The following is a 26,734-nucleotide window of genomic DNA, read 5'->3' as shown; positions in this document are numbered from 1 at the left end:
GCCCATGAGTAAATAACTCATGGGCTTATTAAGTATTAAATAAATTTATATTTCTATCTATTTATTCAAATTAGGGTTGTTGATGATTTCGGCTTGTGGAATATCTAAAGTTAATTCATCAGCATTGTATTTGTAAGGCTCACCTTCGAAGAACAAGTGATTTGCTCCACGAGTAACAGTAGCCTTATTACGTTTCATTGCTAAGTATGATTTACCTTCACCCCATAACTCGATACGAGTTTGTAAGTAAATTTCATCTAACAATTGTTTACCTGACAAGGTATTGATGTATGCATAGTCAGCAGCATTTTTGAAACGTTGCGCTAGTAAAGCTTTCAATGAAGCTATAGCTTTAGCTTCTTGACCTAAATGTGCATTCGCTTCTGCATTCAATAGATACAATTCATCAACACGCATATAGATATAATCCGTAGTAATAGTACGTTGTCCGCCAATGATTAAATCTGGCGCGAAGAATTTACCTAGAGGTAAATAGTCCGCTTCTGCATAGAATTGCGTTTTACGTACGTCATTAGGACGGATAGCATCGTATAAGTCTGCATCAATTCCTTTAGGGTCACCAGCCCAAGTGTAACTGTACGTAAACAAGTCCATTTGTCCCCACCATGACACTAAATCCAGACCTGTAGACACTTGTATATCAGCACCCCACATCCAGCTTGCTGTCTCAATATTATTGAAACCTGCATCCGAGTTAGAAACTTTGTAATCCCATTCCCAGTAACCTTCTGAACCTGATGGTTTCTCAATACTCAACACACCTGCAGCTTGAGAATAAGTAGTCAATGGATAAGCTCCTGAAGTAATAACTTGATTTGTCAAGTCAGCAACTTTTTGCCAGTCTTCTTGAGTACCACGAGCCGCATAAGCATAGGCTAACATACCTTTAGCTACAGCTTGGTTGATTTCGCCTTTAGTAGATCTCGAGAATCCATTTAATAATTCAACGGCTTCAGTTAAATCCGAAGTAATCAAATCAAAGATCTCTTTAGCAGTTGCTTTCGGTTGGTTAACTTGTGAAGTTGATGTCAATAAAGGAATAACTTTCTCAGAACCTGTACCGTATAATTCTGGTGAATATAAGTTCAACAAATAAAAATAAGCGTTTGCACGAGTAGCTTTAGCTTGAGCAAAAGCGTATTGATCACTTTTAGCTGTCGGTGCCACACCTTCAAATTTGTCGATAATACTATTTGCTGAGAAAATCAACGCATAATAATATCTCCAAGGCGTATAGTTAGGGTTAGCTGTGAAATTTACTGGAGCTGTTAAGTTAGCTAAGTTTTCGTACCAACCGTAGTTAACACCTTCCAAAGCCATATCACCAGACAACAAGTCCATGTAAATATCATAACCTTTTTGACCAAAGTCATCGTGACCAGTAGTACCACCAGTACCTGTTTGGTACATTTGAGCATACATACCCTTGATCAATGACTCCGTACTAGTTTGCTGTGGAGTTAATTTTTCTGTAGGAGTTTTTTCCAAAAAATCCTTTTCACAGCTGCTGAACGAAATTGTAGCAGCAGCCAATGCCATATATATAAATTTATTTTTTGCCATTGTGATTAAAATTTAGCGCGTAAACCAACTGAAATCGTAGAAAGTGGAGAGTACGAATAAGTACTTGTATTACCATTTTCAGATGCTGCTGGGTTGAATCCTTTGCGAGCTGTAGCCATGAATAAGTTATCACCAGATACCCAGACATTCAAGTTGCTCATACCTGCATTCTTAACAAATGCTTGTGTGAATGTGTATCCTAAACGCACGTTGTTCAATCCAAAGTAGTTAGCTTTAGTCAAGAAACGTGATGACAAAGAAGTTACACTTGGATCTGCACTTGAGTTGTTAGAGATACGTGGTACATCAGTGATGTCTCCTTCTTTTTGCCATCTGTTAAACATATCCGTATGCCAGTTGTTTGAACCTACATATCCATTACCCATTAAACCTGCATAAGCATAGTCATAAGCGTAACCACCAATACGGTAAACAAATTGAGCCGCTAAATCAAAGTTTGCATATCCTGCACTTAAGTTGAAAGCACCTCTTAATTTTGGTAAAGATGTTTTACCGATATAGTATTGAGTAGCTTGAGCATAAGTTTTTGTAACACCTTCTTTAATTTCAAGGTTATTTACATTATCAAACTGAGACAATGAAGCAATTTGCTCACCTGCATCAAACTGACCATTACCATTATTATCCGTATAGAATACTTTCCAAGTACTAGCACCATCCAAAGGATCTACACCAGCGAAGTCACGCATATAGTAATCAAAGATAGATCTGTCTTTAGCCCATGCATATGGAGACTGAACATCGATGTCTTTTGGAAGATTTGTAGTTGGGTCAGTAGGCATTTTAGTGATTTTATTTGTGAATGTTTCACCATTTACGCTCACATTAAAATAGCCTTTATCTGATTTCCAAACATGACCTGTTACATCAAATTCTAAACCTTGGTTTCTTAAGTTACCTTCGTTTACTTTAATCAAAGCAAAACCTGTAGATGTACCAAAACGTTTGTTGAAAATTAAGTCTGAAGTATTTTTCACATAATATTCAACTGAAGCAGATACATATTTACCTAAATCGAATTCAGCACCAACTTGGAACATTTTTGAAGTTTCCCAAGTTAAATCTGGGTTACCTTTAGTTTCGAAGATTGTAGCAGCTTGGTCATTTACATTTTGTACATCGTACAAATCATATCCTGAGTAGTAACCTACACCAGCTTGGTCACCCAACAATCCGTAAGAAGCTTTTAATTTCAAATAAGGAATAGTTGAGTTATTCGCGAAGAAATCTTCGTTAGACACAATCCAACCAGCACCGATAGATCCGAAAGTTCCCCATTTGTCATTCAAGAAACGAGAAGAACCGTCACGACGTACTGTACCTGACAAGTAATATTTACGAGAGAAATCATAGTTTACTTGACCAAAGAACGATTCTAATGTATAATCATTTTTGTATGATTTAACTGGATCAGAAACGGCAACGTTGTTGAACTCTAAGATATCGTTATCTACCAAGTTGTAACCTGATACCGTTTGAACACTTGATACATAATCAGTAACCTCGTGAGCAACCAATGCTTCTAAGTTGTGACCACCACCAAATGATGTTTTATAACGTAATAAATTCAACAAGTTCAAGTTTTTCAACTCTGTAGTTTGACGGTATAAGCTACCACCTTGAGAAGCTGCAGAACCATAGAATTTATTACCTCTATCTGTATATACGTTATTATAGTACTCCATACCTAAAGTGTTTTCGAAAGTCAACCCTTTAATGATATTGAAGTTTAAGTAACCACGGCCCGATAATTCATTTCTATTATGACGGTTAATGTCATATGTAGCATCTGAAATCGCATTTGTCAATGAACCAAAACGACGACCATTGCTATCACCATAGTCATATTGGTAACCACCAAAAATATCATCCGCAATCATCTCACCTGTAGAAGTACGTTTGAATAATGGGTAGATAGATGGCATGTTGTCTACAAACCAGAAGATAGATCCTGAATCTGAAGATTGACCATTATTATTACGTTGTGTACGTGCGTAGTTTAAGTTAACGCCAGCATTCAACCAAGGCGTAATTTTTTGGTTCAAATTCAAACGACCTGAGAAACGCTCGAAATCTGAGTTTACTGAATAACCTTTATCATTCAAATAACCAAATGATGTGAAGTAATCAGATTTTTCTGTAGAACCACCAAATTTCACGTTTGCATCTAGACGATTAGAATTTTGGAATGCATAATCTTCCCAGTTTTCTGGATTCCAACTTCTTTTAATATTAGAATTGAAAGTACGTGTCTCTGGATCGATCATTTGCGAAACGTCAGAAGTTTCCCAAATATTGTTAGCTGGTCTCAAACCTACACCACTTGATCTAAACAACATTTGATTAGCGTAATTGATATATTGCGCTTCTGTAGTATATGTTGGTTTACCTCCTGAAGTCAAAAGACGAGCGTAGTTATATAAACCTTCCCAGCCTAATGCTACATATTCTTCTGGTGATTTAATAACATCATAACGTGGCAATAAAGACATGTTTACACCGTAGTTGACATCAGCTTCAATGAAAGAATCTTTACCACGACCTGTTTTAGTAGTCACGATGATAACACCATTGGCACCACGTGAACCGTAGATAGCTGTTGCAGCCGCATCTTTCAATACTGTTACGTTTGCGATATCGGCATTGTTGATAGAAGTTAAATTTCCTGAGTAAGGAACTCCATCAACAACGTAAAGAGGATCTCTACTACCGTTAACAGAACCAAAACCACGAACACGGATAGTAGATGAAGTACCAGGCTGACCCGATGAAGTAGTTACTTGCAAACCAGCAACCTCACCAGTTAAGGCTTGTGAAATATTTGAAACATTTTTCTTTTCAATATTCGCTGCGTCAATTCTTTTTGCAGAACCTGTGAAAGCTTCTTTCGTAGTGCTACCGTAACCAACAACTACCACTTCTTCTAAAGCTGTATCTTCAGATTCTAAAATGATAGAAACAACTGTAGAATTTCCAAGAATAACACGCTGAGTTGTGTAACCGATTGATGAAGCTACGATAGTAGCTCCCGGAGCCGCTGATAAGGTAAAACTACCTGAAGCGTCAGTTTGTGTTGCGAAAGTAGTACCTACTACAGAAATAGATACACCACTCACTGGTGCCCCATCCTTAGATGTTACTTTACCACTCACTTGACGATCTTGCGCATACGTCGAACTTGCAAGGCAAGCCAGCGCAAACATAGTACTGAGTAACTTTTGTTTCATGTGTTTATTAATTGTTTTAAAAATTTTACATATTAATTGCACATGCAACCCAGAAAGGAAAATAGACGGTAGACGACTATCTATTAATGAATTGCATATTTATGCTCTTCATTAATTCAGAATAAATAATTTCGTTAGTAGATATAACGTTTGTTTAACATTTTTTAACAAACGGAAGGCAAATCTATAGTATTGAAGTTGTTATTGCAAGTTTTTTAACAAAAAAACATTTTGCTTAGCAATCCTCAACAAAAAGTGTACACTAACTAAAAATTATTCAAACAATCCTATTATTAACATTGATTCGATAAAACAAACAATAAACAGAATAATATTTGGAACATCATATTTTAAACAAAATTTTCACATTTGTATGTCGTATTATTAAAATCCATTTTTAATGACATCCACATAACATTACAATCTTTTCTATCTTTGTACCATGAGATTTGATATCATTACGGTTTTACCATCCTTATTAGAAAGTCCTTTTGCGCATTCCATTCTTCAGCGCGCACAGAAAAAAGGATTAGCAGAAATTCATGTCCACAATCTGCGTGACTATACTTTTAATAAGCACAAATCTGTAGATGATTATCCTTATGGTGGTGGATCGGGCATGGTGATGCAAATCGAACCCTTTGCTCTTTGTATTGAGAAGCTGAAAAGCGAACGTGACTACGATGATATTATTTACATGACGCCAGACGGTGTTACATTAAATCAAGGTATCGCAAATGATCTTTCCACCAAAGAGAATATTATCATACTTTGCGGTCATTACAAAGGTATTGATCAGCGCATTCGCGACGTCTTTGTTACAAAAGAAATATCTATAGGCGATTACGTTTTGTCAGGAGGAGAACTTCCTGCAGCTATTGTAGTGGACGCCGTGATACGTTTAATTCCCGGCGTATTATCCGACGAGACGTCAGCATTATCGGATTCTTTTCAAGACGGTTTATTGGATGCACCTATATATACGCGTCCTGCAGAGTGGCGAGGACATCGTGTTCCAGATATTTTGCTGAGTGGCAATGAAGCAAAAATTAACGAATGGCGTGATGAACAGCAATTATTACGCACAAAAGAAAGAAGACCGGACTTATTAAATGATTAATCTTTTTGATGATTTTTTATTTTTTTATTAAATAATATTTGATTGTATAAAAATAATTACAATATTTGTACTATTAATGCAAACGAATTTTATATATCAATTGTGGTGGTGGCCTGAAGCGAAAAGCATCGGGTAATTGACTTATTGGTATTCTAAGATATAACATTTTTATTAAATCAACCAAAACCATTTAAGCCCGATGTAAATACATCGGGCTTTTTTATTATTATTGACAACATTTTAAAAAATATGAGATACTCATTTAAAACTAATTATAAAAAAATACTCGCTGACACGACCACGCCAGTAAGTATTTATTTGAGATTAAGGGATACGTTTCCTAATAGTCTTTTATTAGAGAGTTCAGAATACCATAGTCGTGACAACAACATTAGCTATATCTGTTGTCAGCAAATTGGCGGCATAACTTTAAATGAAGAAGAGTTAACTATTTCGTATCCAAATCAAGCTAAACAAATCAAAAAGACTGCTGATATCAATCTTCGAGAAGAAGTGTCGACATTCAGACAAGCTTTTGACAGTATAGAATTGCCTGAAGTTAATGTGATTTCAAATGGTCTTTTTGGCTATTTTACATTTAACGCTGTGGAACATTTTGAAGACATCAAGTTGACTGCCACCACAAATGAAGCTCGCCATATTCCTTTCATGCAATATCATATCTACAAATATGTAATTGCCATAGACCATTTCCGAAACCAATTGTACATTTTCGAGAATCTTTTGGAAAATGAAGAATCAGACTTAACACGTTTGGAATATTTGATTCAAAACAAAAACTTCCCAGAATATTCTTTTGAGGTAAAAGGAAGTGAATCTTCGAATATGACTGATGATGAATTCAAAGCATTAGTCGAAAAAATGAAAGTACATATCCAGCGTGGAGATGTATTCCAAATTGTACCTTCAAGAGGTTTTTCTACGCCTTTCGCAGGTGACGAATTTAATGTTTACCGCGCCCTTCGTTCCATTAACCCGTCTCCTTATCTATTTTATTTCGATTACGGAGATTTCAAATTATTTGGTTCTTCACCAGAAGCACAAATCACCATCAAAAAAGGAGAAGCTACCATCTATCCTATTGCCGGTACATTCAAACGCACGGGTAATTTGGAAGAAGACGAAAAAATTGCAGAGTCATTAAAAAATGACCCTAAGGAGTCCGCTGAACACGTCATGTTAGTTGATTTGGCCAGAAATGATTTGAGTAGACATTGTCATAGTGTAGAAGTAAAATCCTACAAAGAAGCACAGTATTATTCGCATATTATCCATTTGGTATCAAAAGTATCTGGGAAATTAAAAGAAAATGCCAATCCTTTTGATGTGGTGGGTGATACTTATCCTGCTGGAACACTTTCTGGCGCACCTAAACATATGGCCCTGACACTTATCGATAGATACGAAGGCTTACAACGTTCATTCTATTCAGGAGCTTTGGGATATATGGGCTTCAATGGCGATTTTAACCACGCTATTATGATTCGCTCGTTCTTGAGTAAAAAGAATGTATTGCATTATCAAGCAGGTGCAGGAATTGTATTGGAATCTGACCCAGAAAAAGAACTTCAAGAAGTAAATAATAAAATAGCAGCATTACGCAGAGCTTTAGATTTAGCGCAAATTATATGATACGTCCGTTAGAATATTGTACCGACAAAAAACATTTCAATGATTCGATTGCGACTATAGAAGAGCGCATCAACGAATTGGAAGAATTAAAAAAACAATACGTCAAAAAAGCAGAAACATTTGAAAAAATCGATTCGATTTTAAAGAATGAAGTAGTTTCAGATAAGATGAAAGCAAATAAAATATTGGTCATAGACAACTATGATTCATTTACATATAATCTTGTTCACCTTTTACAAGAACTGAAGTACGAATACGTCGTGGTTCGTAATGATAAGTTTGAACTGGATTATGTAGAACAATTTGACAAAATATTATTGTCTCCAGGCCCTGGTATTCCCGAAGAGGCTGGATTCTTGATGGAAGTTATCCGTAGATACGCACCTACTAAGAGTATTTTAGGGATTTGTCTTGGGCAACAAGCTATTGCGGAAGTTTTCGGTGGAACGTTATTCAATCTTCCAAAACCTTTGCATGGGGTAGCTACATCGATTAAAGTCACTGATAAATCAGAAAAGCTGTTTAAAAACTTTCCTAAAGATTCTAAAATAGGACGTTATCACTCTTGGGCTGTAGACCCGAATACCTTGCCGGATTCACTACACGTGACTGCAGTGGACGACAACGGAATTATTATGGCCTTAGCGCATAAAGAATATGATGTACGTGGGATGCAATTCCATCCAGAATCTGTGCTGACTGACAACGGTAAATTACTTATTGCTAACTGGTTAAAATAAGCTATGACTATTTTAGATACAATCGTAGAAAGAAAAAAACAAGAAGTAGCTGCAGCTAAGGCTAAGGTTTCTTTACAAGAATTGACCACTTATCCATTATTCGAGAGAACGTGCTATTCCGTAAAAGATTCTGTACTGCATGCCGATAGAACGGGAATAATCGCAGAATATAAGCGTGCTTCGCCTTCCAAAGGATTAATAAATGGACATTCATCTGTAGAAGAAGTCGTTTTAGGTTATCAAAATGCAGGAGCTTCAGCTATTTCGGTTTTGACCGACGCAGATTTCTTTCAAGGTTCGTTGGAAGATTTGACAAAAGCAAGAGCGGTATTGACTATTCCGTTATTGCGCAAGGAATTTATCGTGGACAGATACCAAATCGCTGAAGCAAAAGCTTACGGTGCAGACATCATATTGTTGATAGCGGCATGTCTTACTCCTGCAGAGATCGAAGAATTTTCAACTTACGCAAAATCTTTAGGTTTAAACGTGCTTCTTGAAGTACACAATGAGGAAGAATTGGTTCAAAATATTTTTCCAACCATAGATGCTATCGGGGTCAACAACCGTAATTTAAAAGATTTTTCTGTATCCCTAGATCATTCATATGATTTGGTAAACAAAATCCCTGATAATTATATCAAAGTGTCAGAAAGCGGAATTTCGGATGCAGAAACTATAAAAGATTTAAAATCTAAAGGATTTAATAGCTTTTTGATCGGCGAAAATTTTATGAAAACTCATGATCCAGCCGCAGCTATTAAAGAATTTGTCAATTTATTATAATAAAGGAGAAGTGATACACTTCTCCTTTTAACAAAAATTATTTATCCTCGACTTGTAGTTCGAAATTTAACTCTAATATATTTTTTCCTACGAAAGCCTTTTCGTAATCGTCCCTATTCCAATCTCCTCGTTCAATTTTAGACTTTTCACCATCTTTCAGTTCTCGAAGTACATATTTTAGTTTTTTCGGAGTTTTTGACACATTATCTTTTCCGAGAATAAAATAAGATAACACACCAGTTACTTCATATTTTCCTACAACATCATTTCCATCTCCATATTTTTTTTCACGAGGAACAAACAACGCCCCTTGATCAGTTTCAGAATTTTGATTTAGAATAAAATTCCCACCTTGTAAGAAAGCCTTATACTTATCAGCAGTCACTTTATTTTTTATAAAATTATCTTGGATCTCATTACCCTCTTTATCCCATGTCTTGAGCTCAATTTTGTAAGCTACATCAGCTTTTATTTTAGCTACGTTATTAATAGGTGGTGTAGTTTTATCAAATTTCAAGACCAAGGGTTGCCCCAAAATTCCATTATCTAATCCATGAAAATGATCTCCATGGGGAAGCACATCATCCCCTAAGACAGGTGTAAAAATTAATTCAGATCTACTTAGATCTAGGTCAGCAGTGTAATCTTCTTTGTTATCACAAGATGTCAAAACACCAATTACACATAATACAGCATACAAATTGATTGTGATTTTTCTTAACATAATTTTTTAATTGATAATAAACATTAAACTAAGTTGTTGCAACAATGTTGCAAATATATAAATAATATATTAACGCAACATTGTTGCCTTTAATATTTTATAAATTTATATGTACTTTTGCATCATGTCTGTAAAAATTGGTGAAAATATTGACCTTGTTGAGTTTCCTTTGTTGTTAGCTCCAATGGAAGATGTGAGCGATCCTCCCTTTCGTTATGTGTGCAAGCAAAATGGTGTTGATTTGATGTATACAGAATTTATATCCTCAGAAGGGTTAATTCGTGATGCTGCAAAATCACTTCAAAAATTGGATATTTTTGAATATGAACGACCTATTGGCATTCAAATTTTCGGCGGTGATATCGAAAGTATGCGTCAATCTACGGAAATATGTACCAAAGCAAATCCGGATTTGATCGATATTAATTACGGCTGTCCCGTAAAAAAAGTGGTTTGTAAAGGTGCAGGTTCTTCACTTTTACAAGACATCGACAAAATGGTTGCGATGACCAAAGCGGTAGTTGAAGCTACACATTTGCCAGTGACTGTAAAAACACGATTGGGTTGGGATGATAATACAAAAAATGTATACGAAGTTGCAGAAAGATTGCAAGATGTAGGTATCAAGGCACTATCGATTCACGGTCGTACTAGAGCGCAATTGTACAAAGGGCAAGCGGACTGGACAATGATTCGTGATGTGAAACGCAATCCACGTATTAAAATTCCGATTTTTGGGAATGGCGATGTAGATTCTGTCGAAAAAGCAGCAGCTTGGCGTCAAGAATTTGAAGTTGACGGGATAATGATTGGGCGCGCGGCGATTGGCTATCCTTGGATTTTCAGAGAAATCAAGCATTTCTTCAACACAGGAGAAAGATTACCTGGGCCGACGATTGCAGAACGTGTGGAGGTTTGTAAAACACACCTTATTAAATCCATCGAGTGGAAAGGGAACAAAACAGGGATTTTCGAAATGCGCAGACACTATGCAAATTATTTCAAAGGCATTCCAAATTTCAAAGATTATCGTGTAAAATTAGTGGGACTTTCCAACGAACAAGAAATCTTAGAAGTTTTAGAAGATATTAAATATAATTTTACAGAAATAGCCGTCTAAAAAACGGCTATTTTATTTTGTTAAAAGGCAAAACCAACACCAATCATTCCTTTACCCGTCACTGCATCTCCGGGCCCACGATCTCCAATAAATTTTCGGGCTATCCCCAGATTTAATTCAAAAACAAACTTTTTCTTTGCAACCCATTTTCCTCCTAATCCAAACCCCAATCCACCTGTAGTATACACTGCACTTTTACCTCTGTTGCTTTCGTCAGTCCAGAATACATTGTCATATTCTCTACTGATTGTAATAGGAACAAAACCTTCTACATAGAGCCCAGAAGCGTATTTGCTTCCAAAATAAGCTCTATAAAAAGGTGAAATCTGCGTAAAATCTTCAAGATCATCTCCGAATCCAAAAATAGCATTTGCTCCTACCCCAGAATCTTCTGAGATCAATCGTTCATAAGAAGCATTTAATGCTAAACCTCCAATAAGCCAGAATGGGTCTATTAGAATATCACTTTTTCTATAATTAGGCAGTTCTTCGGGATTTTGGGCAAAGGCGCCAAAAATTGATGAAAGAATCATCATCGAAAGTAAAAATCTCTTCATAAAATAATTATATATTAACCTCTAATATATAACTATTTTTTAATCTTACCAGTTATATTGACAATAAATTTTCTTTCTAAATAAAAAACAAATACTAACACTAACACCAACAGAAAATTGCTCAACCAAACATTATTGTCCAACACAAAGTACATGAAAGCTGTCGAGGCAACAGATATCAACATGTAGCCTACTGCTTTGATCACATTGTACGGAATAGCATAATTCTTCTGTCCTAGAATGTAAGAAAGGGTAACCATTACAAAATAGGTAAGTGTAGTAGACAATGCTGCCCCTACATAAGAATAAGTTGGAATCAATACAATATTTAATATTACTGTAATTATCGCTCCAACTCCTGAAATATATAATCCATATCTCGTTTGATCAGATAATCTATACCAAATAGAAAGATTCATATAAATTCCTAAAAGGACATTATTAAACAATAATATTGGCACAATATGTAAACCAGACCAATATACTTCTCTTTCTAATTTCCCTCCTCGAATGAAATCCTTCAGCCAAGAAATATTTGCACAGAGACCTATCATTACTATCACCATCGCTATGATAAAATATTCCATTATTTTGGCATACACCTGCTTGGAATTTTCATTTTTCGCATAAGAAAAGAAAAATGGTTCTGCTCCCAATCGAAATGCCGTCACAAAAAGATTAAGGAAAATCGCAATCTTTGCTACAGCACCATAGATTCCCAAATCCCGTTCTCCCTCAGTGGTTGGAACAAGTTTTGGAAACATCATTTTGTCCAAATGTTCATTAATAATAAAGGAAATGTTTGCAATAAGTATGGGGAAGCTATAACTAATCATGCTTTTGATCAAAGCAGCATCAATCTTAAATGAAAACTTAGCAATTTGTGGTATCAACAAGGCTAATGTAACTACACTCGCTATCAAATTAGAAATAAACACATTACCTAACCAACCTTCTCTAAACCATCCTTCAGCAAGCTCTTGCCAAAATGTATATTTATCTATCAAGCTCGGAAGCCAATACAACAAAAATAGATTACAGAATACCAATACACCAATATTGACAATCTTAATGGCGCCATATCGGATAGGTCTTCCTTCCGCACGCAAACGCGCAAAAGGAACCACCGCCAAGGCATCGGCACCTAAAATAACCGCAAACAATTTTACGAAAATGATATATTCAGCAGGATTGAGGTCAACAGATTTTATAAAAGATGCTATAGGTTGCGCAAAGATGAACATTGTCGCTACGAATATTACAGTAGCAAACAGCGTCACGATAAAACTATTATTAAAGACTTTTTCCTTATCTTCTTTTTCTACACGCTGCAAATAACGGAAGTAGGTCGTTTCCATACCAAATGCCAAGATGGCATTAATCATGGCCGCATAAGAATATAAATTAGTGAATATCCCGTAGATGGACGACTCAAACTTGCGAAGAAAAACTGGCGTTAGTAGAAAATTTAAGACACGCGCGATAATAGTAGTCAATCCGTAGATTACGGTATCACTTAGGAATTTTTTTATGCCCGACACAATAGATGAATTATTTAAGACGCTTTAGAACTTCGAAATTTTTGAAACCTTTTATATCAGAAGTTTCTTCTACATCTAATGATTCTACCTCAGCACGGTCTGGTCCTTCATGGCAAAATTCCACTAACGAGTCTAGTGTAAAACTATCCCCTTCAGCTTCTATATAGACAGAACCATCATTAAGATTAACGACAAAACCTTTAGCTCCCAATTGGTCAGCTACAGCTTTTGTCGTTGCTCTAAAATAAACGCCTTGTACTTTACCTTTTACTTTGATATTAATGTGTTTCATTAAAGCAAAAGTAAGCAATTATATAATTCTTTCTAATGTAACCTCGTCAGTGATTTTTAAATTGGTTATATTTTTTAACAAGACCAATCCAGGAGTCTTTCCTACTTCTAATGAACCAAGCTCTTTTTCAAGCCCCAATGCTTTAGCGCCATTAATTGTAGCCCATTTAATCGTTTCCAGAATATTCAACTCGCGATTTGCTTGATGCAATGTCTTCAGCTCATCCAAAATACTCAAAGTATTATTAGAAGCTAAACTATCCGTACCTAATGCAATATCAAATTTGTGATTATTAAATAATTGAACCTTCGGTAAAACATTTTCAATGTAAAGATTGGCTTTCGGACAAAGACACAAAGTTACTTTTCGCCCCATTCTCGTAATAAAATCCAAATCTTTAATAGAAGTATAGGTATTATGTACTAGAATAGTATGATTAGACGCTGGCAGATAATTCAAATAAGATTGAATCGAATTGCGGGCTTGCGCTTTAAATTCCTTTAAGTCTAGCCCTATCTTCTCATAAAAATTCAAGAAATCACCTGTTTTATATCGGAACAATTTATTCTCCTCTTCACTCTCTTGATTGTGAATAGAAATAATATTGTCTTCGCTTACAGACTTCTTAAAAGCCTTGAATAATGATTTAGAACAAGAATAAGGAGCATGAGGTGTAATTGAAGAATGCGTAGAATCAAAATAAAACTCGATATCTCGTGCCTCATCAATCTTTGCATTCACCTCCTCTTCCTTAAGACCTATAATCTCAACAAAAGTATGGTAAACAATTTTACTAGTATTTTTTATCTCTGCAGAAATAGCAGTATTTGCATGATCACCCACTGCTTGAATCCCATTTTCAAACATGAATTGATCTGCTTTTTGCATTGCGGTTATTATCTCTTCTGTATCTTTACCTCTATTTTCCATTACTTTCCCAATGAATTCCACTAGTCCAGTCTTTTCAGGAATAACGTTGAATAAATGAGATAACTCCAAATGACAATGCGTGTTCACAAATCCTGGAATTAACACTCCAGAAAATGATTTAACATCAGCTTTATTAATAGATGTATCTATATCCTTATAGACACCTATTACCTTCCCATCCTCTATAGCTACTATACCATTTTTTATAGGATCTGACGTTACAGGAATAACATAATCAGCGGAAAAGTATTGTATCATTTAATTTTATGTGTGTGTTGTGTGATTTTAAAAAATAAGATTTCTCCAATTTTTTGAGAAAGATACAATTTTTTAGTAATAATTATATCATTTTTTTATTAATACCATAAAAAAAAGGTAGATTTGCTTTATCGAATAGGGGTGCCTTGTTTACAACACAAAGACAGGCTGAGATTATACCCGGTTTAATTTATAGGAAAATAAATTAAACACACCTGATCTGGATAATGCCAGCGTAGGGAATGGGCGGTTAAATAGAAGTTGCTGTAACCCCTTGCAGTAATTAGGTTTAACTCAAAAAAACAGAATTATTTTATGTTTAAGCAATTTATTGCTACTGGGGCATTGAGCCTCATCGCGACTGTATGTTTCGCACAACAAATTATTACCGTCAAAGTGGTAGATGAGAAATCTACAGCTCTTAAAAACGCGACTGTCGTATTAGGAAACACAGCGAAACAGACGGACAATAACGGTACCGTACAATTCAATATGCAAAATCAAAGTTCTTTATTACTGAATGTAAAACATTTGGGATATAAGGAATTCAGCATTCGTACATTAGCAAATCAATTAGAATATAATGTACAGCTGCAATTAGCTACCATTCAATCCGATGCTATTTTTGTCTATGCTACACGCGCAAAAGAAAATTCAGCTACTACGTTTAAAAATTTAGACAAAGAGGAAATAAAGAAAAATAATCTGGGACAAGATATTCCTTATTTATTAGATCAAACTCCTGGGGTTATCATTGGTTCGGATGCTGGCGCAGGAATTGGGTATACCAATATGACGATCCGTGGATCAGACAATCAGCGCATCAATGTTACTTTAAATGGCATTCCGCTAAATGATGCCGAAAGCATGGGTTCCTTCTTTATAAATCTTCCAGATTTTGCATCGAGCACCGAAAGTATTCAAATCCAACGCGGTGTTGGAACTTCTACAAACGGAGCTGGAGCATTTGGTGCTTCGTTGAATATCCAAACGGATGCTTTGGAAACGAAGCCTTATGCAGAATTAAATAACAGCTTTGGATCGTACAAGTCTTGGAAAAATACAATCAAAGCAGGAACAGGCTTGATTAATAACAAATTTGCCTTTAACACCAGACTGTCTCGCATCAGTTCTAATGGTTATATAGAGCGAGCAACATCGGACTTGAAATCGCTTTATTTGGATGGCGGATTGTATACGGATAAACATATTTTAAAAGCTACTGTTTTCACTGGAAAGGAAAAAACCTACCAAGCTTGGTATGGAACTCCCGAACCTTTGTTGACTGGTGATAGAACTGCTTTGGAAGACTATGCCAATAATGCTTTTGGATTATATTCAGGTAGCGAATTCGAACGTCTTCTAAACGCAGATAGACGTTATAATTATTATACTTATGACAATCAAACGGATAACTACACACAAACGCATTCTCACCTACACTATACCTACATTGCAAATGAAAAATGGAATTTAAACGCAGCATTGCATTATACACGCGGAGCGGGTTATTATGAAGAATTCCGAGAAAATGACAGATTATCCAAATACGGTATTCCAAATTTGGTTCAAGGTGGGAGCACTATTGCAAAATCGGATTTAGTACGTCAAAAATGGTTAGACAATCATTTCTATGGCACAACCTTTTCAGCGAACTATAAACCATCTAATGCATTAAACTTTACTTTTGGGGGAGCCTATAATGAATATTTGGGTGACCATTATGGTGAAGTAAAATCTGTAGAAATCTATCCAAATCAACTATTTGATGATAAATATTATTTCAATGATGCTAAGAAAAAAGATTTCAATACATATTTAAAAACAGACCTCAAATTAAATGATTGGCTATTCAACTTAGATGTACAATACCGAAACGTAAATTATCGTGTCAATGGCGATGACGACAAGGTAAAATCAATCAATTTTAAGGATAACTTACACTTTGTCAATCCTAAATTTGGTATAACTTATTTTTTGAATCCAAATTCCAACATATACGCATCATACGCTTACGCTAGCAAGGAACCTATTCGTAAGGACTATGTAGAAAATCCGCGTAATGAATTTCCAAAACCAGAGAAAATGCAGGACATAGAGGCTGGATACCGATTTAGAAATGAAAATTTCAATGTGGGAACAAATTTTTATGCGATGTTATACAAAGATCAATTAATTCCTACGGGGCAATTGAATGATACTGGAGGGGAGATTCGTGTAAATATCCCTAAAAGCTACCGCATTGGTTGGGAATTGGATGCTAGCTGGGCTATTCATCCTAAATTTATTTGGTCAGCAACCGCAGCTTTGAGCGAAAATAAAATTAAAAACTTCATAGAATACGTCACTGTACTGGATGATGAATGGGAATTTGTGAAAGAAGAACAATTCTATTATAAGAACACGCAAATTGCAAAAGCGGCCAACACCATTCTTTCAAACAATTTCACGTATTTGCCTACAGAAAAATGGTCTATTTCACTATTGACAAAATATGTTTCAAGAGTATATTTAGATAATAGTTCGGCTAAAGAACGTTCTATTGATCCTTTCACCTATACAAATCTGAAATCACAATATTCGTTTTCGGCTCTTGGAATCAAAAATATAGACTTATTAATATCTGTAAATAATATTTTCAACTCAAAATATGTTACCTCAGGATATACCTGGGGACAGATAGTTGAATCCAAAGGCACCCGTGATTATTATAATTTTTACTACCCGCAGGCTACTACAAACTTCTTAGTAGGGCTCAATTTGAGATTTTAATTTTTTTACTGAATATTTATTTTGGCGGTAATCAGTTAGATTACCGCTTTTTTGTGCGTGATGAAATTTATACTTTTACATCATGCGAGCAGTTATTCAACGAGTATCACATGCATCCTGTACGGTAGATGATAAGATTACAGGAGCTATTGAACAAGGATTATTAGTTTTATTGGGTGTTGAAGAGGAAGATAAAAATGACGATTTGGAATGGTTAGCCAATAAAATTGTCAATCAACGCATTTTTTCGGACGAAAATGGATTGATGAATAAATCCATTCAAGACATCAACGGGAATATTTTGCTTATTTCTCAATTTACACTTTTTGCACAAACAAAAAAAGGCAATAGACCCTCTTTCATCCGTGCGGCAAAACCAGATAAAGCGAAACCGATGTACGAAGAAATGGCTAAACTATTGACTTCGTTACTGAATAAAGAAGTTCAATTAGGCATTTTCGGAGCCGATATGAAAATAGATTTACGCAATGATGGCCCTGTAACGATTATAATGAATACCAAAGACAAGGATAATTTTTAATTGATTATGACGATAAAAGAAGCCCAAGAAATTGTAGACAAATGGATCACCACTACTGGAGTTCGTTATTTCAATGAATTGACGAATACAGCGATGCTTATGGAAGAAGTAGGGGAAGTTGCTCGCATTATGGCGCGTCAGTATGGAGAACAGTCTTTCAAAAAGTCTGACAAAGAAGTCAATTTAGCTGATGAAATGGCGGACGTGCTTTTCGTTTTAATCTGTCTCGCGAATCAGACTGGCGTAGATTTAACGGAAGCGCTGCAAAAGAATTTAGATAAAAAAACTAACCGCGATTCTGAACGTCATAAAAATAACGAAAAGCTAAAGTAATCGTATATTAATCAATTTTCGGAAATTCATTTAACAAGATAATTAATACTAAAAATTATTCATCAAAAATAATCTAGTTAGTATATAGATTTTATATATTTGTATCATTAACTATTTTAATTCGTGAACAATGAAGCAGATATACCAACTCACCACATTTTTGTTTTTAATCGTGCTAAGTGCAAATCTTAATGCACAAACCAAAACACTAAAAGGATATGTACGTAGCAATAACGCACATATTGCAGGAGCCACAGTTCGAACAAATGATGGCATTTCCAAGACTACAAATGCGCAAGGCGAATATTACCTTGAATTATCCGATAAATCACAATCCATTACGGTATCTTTTGTTGGATATACTTCCCTTACCAAGCACATATCCGAAGCTATTAATAACACGTTAGATTTTGATCTTGAATCCAAATCTTTGGATGAAGTAGTCGTAATAGGTAGCCGCGCCGTACCGCGCACGAATCTGGAATCCACAGCTCCAGTAGATGTCATCGATATTAAAAATCTAACAAAAGATGTAGCACAAGTCTCTTTAAATCAACTATTTAATTATGTTGCTCCCTCTTTTAATTCCAATACACAGGTTATTTCAGATGGTACAGATCATATAGACCCTGCTTCATTAAGAGGTTTAGGTCCCGATCAAGTATTGGTTTTAATAAATGGCAAACGTCGTCATACCACTTCTGTCGTGAATATCAATGGTACTTTTGGTAAAGGTTCTGTTGGTACAGACTTAAATGCTATTCCTACCGCAGCTATTAAACGTATTGAGATTCTTCGTGATGGTGCTGCCGCGCAGTATGGTTCGGACGCGATCGCGGGAGTAATCAATATTATATTAGAAGATAATGTACAAGAATTACGTGCATCGGCAACATATGGTGGATATGCATCAAAAAATGCAGAAGATAAATTTGATGGTCAGACTGTACAAGCCAACTTAAACTTTGGTTTACCCCTGGGAAATCAAGGTGGATACATTAACTTCTCAGGTTCTTATGACTTCCGTGAACCGACAAACAGACAAAAAGAATTTACAGGGGTAATCTTTTCCGATTACAACAACCCAACAGAATATCCAAATCCTACAGGAGCAAATATCACAGATGCGGAATTGGCAAAAAGAGGCCTTACACGCGGAGATTTCGTTTCACGTATTGGTCAAGCACAAACAAGAGGAGGAGCATTATTCTTCAATTCGGTTATTCCTTTAAATGAACATGCAGAAGTATATGCTTTTGGTGGTTTGAATTATCGTAATGGTGAGTCAGCGGCTTTCAGAAGACAACCGGCACAACTAACCCAAAATATAAGCGAAATCTATCCTTTAGGTTTTCTTCCCTTAATTGTTACAGACAATTATGACCAATCGTTTGCTACGGGTATTAAAGGAAAAATTGGCGAATGGAATGCAGATTTCTCTAATTCCTTTGGCAGAAATTCCATAGATTTTAAAACGGAAAACACCTTAAATGCCTCTTTGCTTAAAGCTTCACCTACTAGCTTTGACGATGGAGGCTACCGTTTTGCTCAAAATACGACCAACTTCGATATCAACAGATTTTTTGAAAACAGCTTAGCTGGAATTAACGTAGCATTTGGATTAGAGCATCGCTATGAAAACTATAAAATAGTAGCTGGAGAAGAGGCTTCTTATGCTGATTATGGCAAAGCATTACGGGTCGGAACGGATGCTAATGGAAATGCTATATTGATACCAAATATCAATGGAAATGTGCAAACACGATTTGCAGCAAATGGTAGTCCATATGCTTCAGGAGCACAAGCCTTTGGAGGATTTAGACCAGATAATGCGGTGAACGAATCACGTTCATCTGTTGCTGCTTATGGTGATGTAGAGGTGAACTTTAGCCCAAGCTTCTTAGTCACAGGAGCATTACGTTTTGAAAACTATTCAGATTTTGGTTCTACATTAAATTGGAAATTGGCTACACGTTACAAAATAGATGAACGCTTTAATTTTAGAGCTGCTGCTAGTACGGGATTCCGTGCTCCATCTTTGCACCAAAGATATTTTAATGCCACATCTAGTTTATTCGTAGAAGGACAAATTATTAACTCTGGTACTTTTACAAACGATAGTCGTCCAGCGCAATTATTAGGTATTCCTTCCTTGAAACAAGAAACATCACATTCGTATAGTGCTGGTCTTACAGGAAACTTTGGCAAATTAAAAGCCACTGTAGATGGATATTATATTCGTATTGATGACCGCATTGTGTACACGGGTAATTTCTCTGGTTCAAATGCGGCTGCTGCGAGCGAACAAGACAAAGAAATCTATGCGTTACTTCAAACAGCGAATGCTTCTTCGGCGAGATTCTTTGCCAATGCGATTGATACGGAAACAAAAGGTTTAGACGTAGTTTTTACCTATAATGAAAACATAGGAAAAGGCACATTGCGCACAGATTTATCAGGAACATTTGTTAAAACTAATATTTTAGGCGACATCAAAGCGTCAGAAAAATTATCGGGCAAGGAAAGTATTTATTTTGACCAAGCTTCTCGAATCTATTTGGAATCCGCTGTTCCTCGTCAGAAAATCAACCTTTCGTTCAATTACACGGTAGATAAGTTTAATGTATTCTTACGCAATGTATACTTTGGTGAAGTAGAAGGTGCTACCAATGTAGATGCTGACAGACAAACATTCGGCAGTAAGGTGGTTACAGATTTAAGTTTAGGATATCAGTTGACTAAAAACTTAAAATGGACTATTGGTGCGAACAATCTTTTTGATGTTTACCCAGATAAAGTTCGTGACGGAAGTTCTTTACAAGGTGCTGGATATTTCTTATATTCTCGAACCGGACAACAATTTGGATTTAATGGGCGATTTGCGTTCACTCGCTTAGCATTGACATTATAAAACTCCTATCAAAAGGGGAGAAAAATCTCCCCTTTTTTTCTGAAAGTCTTAGATCTATTTTAGATATAGGCAATATCTTATCAAACCAATGAACTATTCAAAGGTCATTTTTATCTTCATAAATTTTTTTATAGTTTTTTAGTTTACAATTTTTTGTTTTTAATGATTAAAAAAAACAAGAGTATAATTTTTTCTACGAGCTCTAAGGCATCAACTGTTGGTTCTTAAACGTCTGATATCAGTTTTATTTCCGGGGAGTCTAACCACCAAAAAAAGGACGATCTTTTAATTTTTGTAAGACGTATTTTTTAAAGTACTCAATTGTTTTTGTAATCTTTCTATTTTTCGTAATCTTCTGTTCTCCATAATTTTTACATCTTGTGGATGTAGTTGATAAGCTTCCTTATCTCTTAGAACATGATATGCGGCAATAAGTATTTTATGAGCTATTGCTATTGTTGCTTTTTTATGCCCTCTACGGCTAGCTATTTGTTGATGTTTTACAGCTAATATGGGATTCGCCTTAGATCGAGAAGCTGCCCATGCAGCTTCCACTAATGTAGTCTTGAGATATTTATTACCTTTTGTTATCTTACTGGAATACTTTTTACCCGCACTCTCATTGTTTCCGGGACACACCCCGGCCCAAGAACAAATATTCTGGTGTGAAGGGAATTGTTCCATATCAGTCCCTATCTCCGATAGAATACCAAGAGCTACCTGTGATGAAACTCCGGGGATACTTTCCAATAACTTCACCTGTTCTTCTAGCATCTTTTTATACTGGTCCATTTGAGCCTCTATTTGTGCTATTTGTAAGTTGATAAAATCAATGGATTGCAGTATGAGGGTTAACATAAACTGATGATGCTTGGTTATTTTTCCTTTAAGTGCTTTTAAAAGGTCATTATGTTTTTTTACTAGACTGCCTTTAGACATGCAGCTGAGTAAAAGAGGATCTGTTTGTCCTTGGGCAATGGAGCGAATCATCTGCATGGCACTTACTCCAAATACATCACTCACAACACTTCCTAGCTTAATATTCGCGGATTCCAAAACATTCTGTAGCCTATTTTTTTCTGCTGTTCGCATTCCGATAAGTTTGCGACGATGACGATAAAGTTCCCGGAGCTCACGTATATGTTCTTGGGGAATAAAACTCCCTTTTAACAATCCTGAAAGTAGAAGTTTACAAATCCATTCACTATCCTTTTTATCCGTCTTCTGTCCAGGAACATTTTTAATGTGACGGGCATTACCAATAATATATGAAAATAGTCTTCTAAAACAGCGTACACGGGACGCCAGTAAACGCCGGTACTCTCCATAGCAATCTCTGTAATATTATACGATTGCAACCATTCAACTAATTCGTATAAATCATCAGTGAATGTTAAAAAAGTCCTTGTTTCTGTAACAAAATTGCTAACTTTAATAGTAGCAACTACCGTGTCCTTGTGAACATCTAGTCCACAACCACGATCAAGAATAAAGGGTAATCAGCTAACAGCCATAGTTTTAATTATTTATTGGTACTAAGATACCTTTTTGGCGAAAGCCTATTGGGACTATGAGCCCGTAACTTTCATGGATGTTGGTGATACCCGAAATATCATGAATGTTTTATTTTAAAGAAGAAACTATTTATTTACCTATTTTTTCTGATTATAAGTATCTTTAGGCACAAACAAGCAACCTTTAATTTTATATGAAAAACGTCATTTATTTGATTATCATTTCTTTTTTGAGTTTTGGCTGTCGTACATCTCAACAATCCCCAACCTCAACTAATCAAACAGAATATCAAAACGGTGCTGTTGTAACCGCACATCCTTTAGCTTCCAAAGTTGGTGTTGACATCCTAAAAAAAGGTGGAAATGCTGTAGATGCGGCCATTGCTGTGAAATTTGCTTTAGCAGTAGTATATCCTAATGCAGGTAATCTTGGCGGTGGAGGTTTTATGGTTTATCGCAGCAAAACAGGAGAAATTACTTCTTTGGACTTCCGCGAAAAGGCTCCAGCAGCAGCTTTCAAAGATATGTATTTAGATAAAGACGGTAATCCTATCACAGACTTAAGTTTATATGGACAACTCGCTACTGGTGTACCAGGAGCAGTGGCTGGTATGGATGAAGCTTTCAAAAAATATGCAAGCTTATCATGGAAAGAATTAGTACAACCTGCAATTGAATTAGCTGAAAAAGGATTCGCAATCACTAAGAGACAAGCAAGTGAATTCAATGAATATAAATCAGATTTTATAAAATTTAATCCTAATGGTGCAGCCATTATTAAGAACGAAGAATGGAAAGAAGGAGATATTTTCGTTCAAAAAGAATTAGCAGAAACCTTGAAACGTATTGCTAAAGATGGTCGCGACGGATTCTACAAAGGAAAAACTGCGGATTATATTGTGGCAGAAATGAAACGTGGAAACGGTATAATTACGCACAAAGATCTTGAAGACTACCAAGCCATTTGGCGTCAACCGATCGTAGGTGAGTACAAAGGACATAAAATTATTTCTATGCCACCTCCTTCTAGTGGTGGTATTGCGCTATTAGCTTTATTACAATCAGTTGAGAAATATCCATTGGCAAAATGGGGTTTTCAATCCGACAGTACAGTACGTGCCATGGTGGAAGCAGAACGCCGTGTATATGCAGATAGAGCTACACACTTAGGTGATCCTGATTTTTATAAAGTTCCTGTAGAACATTTGACATCTGCTGAATATAACCGTAGCCGAATGGCTAATGTTTCTCTCGCGAAAGCTACTTCAAGTGAAACCATCAAAGCAGGCGTGTTTCCAGGCTACGAATCTGAACAAACTACCCACTATAGCATAGTAGATAAAGATGGAAATGCAGTTTCGTTAACTACAACTATTAACGGTTCTTATGGCTCTTTAGTTTGGGTAGATGGGGCTGGATTCTTATTAAACAATGAAATGGACGATTTTTCTGTAAAACCAGGAACGCCAAATATGTATGGTTTATTAGGAGGAAAAGCGAATTCTGTAGAACCAGGAAAGCGTATGCTTTCTGCTATGACACCGACAATTATCGAGAAAGACGGTAAATTGAAAATGGTAGTTGGCACTCCCGGCGGTTCTACGATTATCACATCTGTATTCCAAACTATTTTAAATGTATTAGAATTTGGTATGACAGCACAAGAATCAGTAAGTGCACCTCGATTCCACCATCAGTGGAAACCAGATCGCATAGATGTGGAAGCTAAAGCTATTGATGAAAATACACGTATTAGCTTAGAGAAAGATGGCTATAAAATCCACAAAAGAGGTAACATTGGCCGCGTAGAAAATATCATTGTATTGCCTAATGGCAAACTTCAAGCTGGTGCCGATCATCGTGGAGATGATACAGCCATGGGGTATTAATCCTGAGTTTATCATTATTTCTGAAACCGAGAAATGAATAAAATCATTCTCGGTTTTTTTTGTTACAAACAAAAATTAATACTCGAAAATTACTTGTAGATTTGCGGTTGCAATTTTTTTTGCCACCAAACACTACCTATTACATATGAAGAAAGAAGAACTTACAAGATTAACATCTTGTTCTAACCAAGTCAAAAACATTTACCATAGTCCTACAATTCATTTACAAACAGTAATTTTAGAGGAATCGGTATGTACAAGATGGAATTGCAACACAAGGCGAAGCCCTAAACTGTACGGAAACACTATGGTAAATGTAGCGGATATATGAGGTGAAAGTTATTGTTCTTACCTGGGGAGATCTGACTAAACTCTGTCAAAGGTATACGCGAATGCCCGCGAAGAAACATATAGCAGAATAATAATGCTAGTATGCTTTAGTCAGAAGTCAGCAAAGGACATATTACCCTGTTTCTCTACTTTATACAGGGGAAGGTCTGAATGTTAGAATGGCAAAGGAACCAAGAATTTTATGACGAAGTGCTAAAAGCAGAACCACTTAAGAGAACTGCTTGCATGAGGGTAGGTCGGAAACTGATAGTAAAATGTAAGAGGAGCTTAGCTGAGTCGTGCAACGAATGGACACAATGCCTGAGGTTTTTTTTTCAGTAATACTATGTTGGAAGAGATATTACACATCCGAAATGTCAAACACGCAGTTGATCGTGTCATCTCTAATGGATATTACTGGAGAACAACACATCAAACGACGTTATTCTAACAAACTGCCTTGGTACGGATCCGTATGCCGGGTGTGAGAGGACAGATAGGGAAATAATCCCTATCTTCCTACTCGATTATGTATCTAAATATTTATCGTCAATTTGCTTATTGGCTTTAGCCCCTAAAGTTTTCAAATTTTCTACTCTTCGTACAACATTACCTGCCCCTGTAGAGAGTTTTTTCATGGCTTCATCGTGTTTTTCTGAAGCTTTATTTAGATGAACTTGAATTTGTTGCATATCAGTTAAGAACCCGACAAATTTATCGTATAATGCCCCTGCTTCACGTGCTATTTCTAAGACATTACGATTTTGCCTTTCTTGTTTCCACATCGAGGCTATGGTACGCAAAGTAGCCAATAATGTTGAAGGACTTACAATGACCACTCTCCTATCCCAAGCATCCGAAAATAATTCTGGCTTCTGCATTACAGCTACACTCAAGGCTGATTCTATTGGTATAAAAAGCAGCACAAAATCTGGAGAATGAATTCCGTATAAACTGTGATAATTCTTAGCAGAAAGTTCTTTTACGTGATTTTCAATTGATTGAACGTGCAATTTCAAATGCAATGCCAATTCCTCTTCCGTCTCCGCATTGATATAATTATCATAAGCAATTAAAGAAACTTTAGAATCTACGACTAACTGTTTATCATCAGGGAGATCAATAATAGCATCGGGTTGCAAACGACGTCCAAATTCATCCTGCAAGGAAGCTTGTAAACGATATTCTTGATCTTTGGACAATCCGGAACGCTCTAATACTCGCTCTAATATGACCTCACCCCAGTTTCCTTGCTTTTTGGAATCACCCTTCAAAGCTCGAGTCAGATTATTGGCTTCATCTTTAATCTGCAAACTTTGTTGCATCAATTGTTCCACCACACCTTTCAAGACATTACGCTCGGCAGATTCCTGCGCATAAGATTTCTCCACTTTTTCTTCAAAAGTTTTGATTTTCTCTTTCAATGGATCCAAAATAACGCCTAAATATTGTTGATTTAAAGCTGTAAACTTCTGGGACTTTTCTTCGAGTATCTTATTCGCCAACACTTGAAACTCATTATTGAATTGCACTTTGGTACGCTGAATCTCATCTTTTTGTTCTTCGAACTTTTCCTGCTGGGCTTGCAGATAAGCATTCGTTCCTTCTAAAGTTCGTTCTAAAGCATTGCGTTCATTCTTTTCTTTCTCTAAAGCTTTCTTTAAATCTTCTTTCTCCTGCGCTTGAAGCTCTGCAAATTGCTTTACCTTAGCATATTCAATTTCCAAATCCTGCTTGTACTGACATAATTTATCAAATTCTGCCTTAGAAACAGCCTTAGCTTTTTGCACAGCAAGATAAATGCAAATGAATAACAATATGACGATTAATGCGCCTAAAATAATTTCCATAAAATCTTATTAAAACAAAAAATGGTCTGTAAAGACCACCT

The 26,734-nt window shown here is 36.0% G+C and carries 18 protein-coding genes, 1 pseudogene and 1 riboswitch; of the genes and pseudogenes, 10 read left to right on the top strand and 9 right to left on the bottom strand.

The window, feature by feature from the left end:
• Positions 1 to 57: 57 nt before the first annotated feature.
• Positions 58 to 1,584 (bottom strand): RagB/SusD family nutrient uptake outer membrane protein, encoded by a 1,527-nt coding sequence (locus tag G5B32_RS14020; protein ID WP_190301213.1) that lies wholly within the window; start codon positions 1,582 to 1,584, stop codon positions 58 to 60.
• A 5-nt stretch (positions 1,585 to 1,589) separates the two neighbouring features.
• Positions 1,590 to 4,832 carry a SusC/RagA family TonB-linked outer membrane protein gene (locus G5B32_RS14015; protein ID WP_165292143.1) on the bottom strand — a complete coding sequence of 1,081 codons (3,243 nt, stop codon included), beginning with the start codon at positions 4,830 to 4,832 and terminating at the stop codon, positions 1,590 to 1,592.
• Positions 4,833 to 5,274: 442 nt separating this feature from the next.
• Here G5B32_RS14015 and trmD point away from each other — a divergent pair, with 442 nt between their 5' ends.
• The 4 genes from trmD (at position 5,275) to trpC (ending at position 9,131) form a co-directional block, all read left to right on the top strand.
• Positions 5,275 to 5,952 carry a tRNA (guanosine(37)-N1)-methyltransferase TrmD gene (gene trmD, locus G5B32_RS14010; RefSeq protein ID WP_165292142.1) on the top strand — a complete coding sequence of 226 codons (678 nt, stop codon included), beginning with the start codon at positions 5,275 to 5,277 and terminating at the stop codon, positions 5,950 to 5,952.
• A gap of 249 nt (positions 5,953 to 6,201) precedes the next feature.
• Positions 6,202 to 7,605 carry an anthranilate synthase component I family protein gene (locus G5B32_RS14005; RefSeq protein WP_165292141.1) on the top strand — a complete coding sequence of 468 codons (1,404 nt, stop codon included), beginning with the start codon at positions 6,202 to 6,204 and terminating at the stop codon, positions 7,603 to 7,605.
• A 167-nt stretch (positions 7,606 to 7,772) separates the two neighbouring features.
• A complete protein-coding gene (locus G5B32_RS14000) occupies positions 7,773 to 8,345 on the top strand; it encodes an anthranilate synthase component II (protein ID WP_165292144.1) in 573 nt (190 codons plus the stop codon).
• Between the two features lie 3 nt (positions 8,346 to 8,348).
• Positions 8,349 to 9,131: an indole-3-glycerol phosphate synthase TrpC gene (trpC, locus tag G5B32_RS13995; RefSeq protein ID WP_165292140.1), complete on the top strand. Its 783-nt coding sequence runs from the start codon at positions 8,349 to 8,351 to the stop codon at positions 9,129 to 9,131.
• Between the two features lie 37 nt (positions 9,132 to 9,168).
• Here the strand turns inward: trpC and G5B32_RS13990 are convergent, their stop codons facing one another.
• Positions 9,169 to 9,855, bottom strand: a complete 687-nt coding sequence (locus G5B32_RS13990) for a hypothetical protein (RefSeq protein WP_165292139.1) — start codon at positions 9,853 to 9,855, stop codon at positions 9,169 to 9,171.
• 124 nt (positions 9,856 to 9,979) lie between these two features.
• Between G5B32_RS13990 and dusB the strand changes: the two genes are divergently transcribed.
• A complete protein-coding gene (dusB, locus tag G5B32_RS13985) occupies positions 9,980 to 10,975 on the top strand; it encodes a tRNA dihydrouridine synthase DusB (protein ID WP_165292138.1) in 996 nt (331 codons plus the stop codon).
• Positions 10,976 to 10,995: 20 nt separating this feature from the next.
• Here the strand turns inward: dusB and G5B32_RS13980 are convergent, their stop codons facing one another.
• From G5B32_RS13980 to G5B32_RS13965, 4 genes are read right to left on the bottom strand one after another with little or no spacing between them, the layout of a single operon-like run.
• The gene (locus tag G5B32_RS13980) at positions 10,996 to 11,532 is read right to left on the bottom strand and encodes a hypothetical protein (RefSeq protein WP_165292137.1); all 537 of its coding nucleotides are present in this window, start codon (positions 11,530 to 11,532) and stop codon (positions 10,996 to 10,998) included.
• Positions 11,533 to 11,564: 32 nt separating this feature from the next.
• Positions 11,565 to 13,073 carry a lipopolysaccharide biosynthesis protein gene (locus G5B32_RS13975; protein ID WP_165292136.1) on the bottom strand — a complete coding sequence of 503 codons (1,509 nt, stop codon included), beginning with the start codon at positions 13,071 to 13,073 and terminating at the stop codon, positions 11,565 to 11,567.
• A gap of 10 nt (positions 13,074 to 13,083) precedes the next feature.
• The gene (locus G5B32_RS13970; RefSeq protein WP_165292135.1) at positions 13,084 to 13,365 is read right to left on the bottom strand and encodes an acylphosphatase; all 282 of its coding nucleotides are present in this window, start codon (positions 13,363 to 13,365) and stop codon (positions 13,084 to 13,086) included.
• An 18-nt stretch (positions 13,366 to 13,383) separates the two neighbouring features.
• Positions 13,384 to 14,553 (bottom strand): amidohydrolase family protein, encoded by a 1,170-nt coding sequence (locus G5B32_RS13965; protein WP_165292134.1) that lies wholly within the window; start codon positions 14,551 to 14,553, stop codon positions 13,384 to 13,386.
• Between the two features lie 127 nt (positions 14,554 to 14,680).
• Positions 14,681 to 14,812, top strand: a riboswitch (TPP riboswitch).
• A gap of 56 nt (positions 14,813 to 14,868) precedes the next feature.
• On the opposite strand from G5B32_RS13965, the gene G5B32_RS13960 reads away from it, so the two are divergent.
• The 4 genes from G5B32_RS13960 to G5B32_RS13945 all read left to right on the top strand — a co-directional run bounded on the left by G5B32_RS13960 (position 14,869) and on the right by G5B32_RS13945 (position 21,110).
• Positions 14,869 to 17,325 (top strand): TonB-dependent receptor, encoded by a 2,457-nt coding sequence (locus G5B32_RS13960; RefSeq protein WP_165292133.1) that lies wholly within the window; start codon positions 14,869 to 14,871, stop codon positions 17,323 to 17,325.
• 82 nt (positions 17,326 to 17,407) lie between these two features.
• A complete protein-coding gene (gene dtd / locus G5B32_RS13955) occupies positions 17,408 to 17,866 on the top strand; it encodes a D-aminoacyl-tRNA deacylase (protein ID WP_165292132.1) in 459 nt (152 codons plus the stop codon).
• Positions 17,867 to 17,872: 6 nt separating this feature from the next.
• Complete coding sequence (locus G5B32_RS13950) at positions 17,873 to 18,199, top strand: nucleotide pyrophosphohydrolase (RefSeq protein ID WP_165292131.1); 327 nt, start codon at positions 17,873 to 17,875, stop codon at positions 18,197 to 18,199.
• A 130-nt stretch (positions 18,200 to 18,329) separates the two neighbouring features.
• Positions 18,330 to 21,110, top strand: coding sequence for a TonB-dependent receptor domain-containing protein (locus G5B32_RS13945; RefSeq protein WP_165292130.1), 2,781 nt, complete (start codon positions 18,330 to 18,332; stop codon positions 21,108 to 21,110).
• Positions 21,111 to 21,395: 285 nt separating this feature from the next.
• Here G5B32_RS13945 and G5B32_RS13940 read toward each other — a convergent pair.
• Positions 21,396 to 22,546: pseudogene (locus G5B32_RS13940) on the bottom strand (IS110 family transposase).
• Positions 22,547 to 22,818: 272 nt separating this feature from the next.
• On the opposite strand from G5B32_RS13940, the gene ggt reads away from it, so the two are divergent.
• Entirely contained in the window at positions 22,819 to 24,513 is a 1,695-nt protein-coding gene (gene ggt, locus G5B32_RS13935) for a gamma-glutamyltransferase (protein ID WP_165292129.1), read from the top strand.
• An 857-nt stretch (positions 24,514 to 25,370) separates the two neighbouring features.
• Here the strand turns inward: ggt and rmuC are convergent.
• Positions 25,371 to 26,693 (bottom strand): DNA recombination protein RmuC, encoded by a 1,323-nt coding sequence (rmuC, locus tag G5B32_RS13930; RefSeq protein WP_165292128.1) that lies wholly within the window; start codon positions 26,691 to 26,693, stop codon positions 25,371 to 25,373.
• Positions 26,694 to 26,734: the final 41 nt, after the last annotated feature.

This window comes from Sphingobacterium sp. SGL-16, from assembly GCF_011043515.1.
Lineage (GTDB): Bacteria > Bacteroidota > Bacteroidia > Sphingobacteriales > Sphingobacteriaceae > Sphingobacterium > Sphingobacterium litopenaei.
This window is presented reverse-complemented; position numbering and strand designations above follow the sequence as displayed.

What these genes read in the sequence shown, in the direction of transcription:
- G5B32_RS14020 (WP_190301213.1), bottom strand. Translation starts at nt 1,584, where the DNA reads ATGGCAAAAAATAAATTTATATATATGGCATTGGCTGCTGCTACAATT.
- G5B32_RS14015 (WP_165292143.1), bottom strand. Translation starts at nt 4,832, where the DNA reads ATGAAACAAAAGTTACTCAGTACTATGTTTGCGCTGGCTTGCCTTGCA.
- trmD (WP_165292142.1), top strand. Translation starts at nt 5,275, where the DNA reads ATGAGATTTGATATCATTACGGTTTTACCATCCTTATTAGAAAGTCCT.
- G5B32_RS14005 (WP_165292141.1), top strand. Translation starts at nt 6,202, where the DNA reads ATGAGATACTCATTTAAAACTAATTATAAAAAAATACTCGCTGACACG.
- G5B32_RS14000 (WP_165292144.1), top strand. Translation starts at nt 7,773, where the DNA reads ATGAAAGCAAATAAAATATTGGTCATAGACAACTATGATTCATTTACA.
- trpC (WP_165292140.1), top strand. Translation starts at nt 8,349, where the DNA reads ATGACTATTTTAGATACAATCGTAGAAAGAAAAAAACAAGAAGTAGCT.
- G5B32_RS13990 (WP_165292139.1), bottom strand. Translation starts at nt 9,855, where the DNA reads ATGTTAAGAAAAATCACAATCAATTTGTATGCTGTATTATGTGTAATT.
- dusB (WP_165292138.1), top strand. Translation starts at nt 9,980, where the DNA reads ATGTCTGTAAAAATTGGTGAAAATATTGACCTTGTTGAGTTTCCTTTG.
- G5B32_RS13980 (WP_165292137.1), bottom strand. Translation starts at nt 11,532, where the DNA reads ATGAAGAGATTTTTACTTTCGATGATGATTCTTTCATCAATTTTTGGC.
- G5B32_RS13970 (WP_165292135.1), bottom strand. Translation starts at nt 13,365, where the DNA reads ATGAAACACATTAATATCAAAGTAAAAGGTAAAGTACAAGGCGTTTAT.
- G5B32_RS13965 (WP_165292134.1), bottom strand. Translation starts at nt 14,553, where the DNA reads ATGATACAATACTTTTCCGCTGATTATGTTATTCCTGTAACGTCAGAT.
- G5B32_RS13960 (WP_165292133.1), top strand. Translation starts at nt 14,869, where the DNA reads ATGTTTAAGCAATTTATTGCTACTGGGGCATTGAGCCTCATCGCGACT.
- dtd (WP_165292132.1), top strand. Translation starts at nt 17,408, where the DNA reads ATGCGAGCAGTTATTCAACGAGTATCACATGCATCCTGTACGGTAGAT.
- G5B32_RS13950 (WP_165292131.1), top strand. Translation starts at nt 17,873, where the DNA reads ATGACGATAAAAGAAGCCCAAGAAATTGTAGACAAATGGATCACCACT.
- G5B32_RS13945 (WP_165292130.1), top strand. Translation starts at nt 18,330, where the DNA reads ATGAAGCAGATATACCAACTCACCACATTTTTGTTTTTAATCGTGCTA.
- ggt (WP_165292129.1), top strand. Translation starts at nt 22,819, where the DNA reads ATGAAAAACGTCATTTATTTGATTATCATTTCTTTTTTGAGTTTTGGC.
- rmuC (WP_165292128.1), bottom strand. Translation starts at nt 26,693, where the DNA reads ATGGAAATTATTTTAGGCGCATTAATCGTCATATTGTTATTCATTTGC.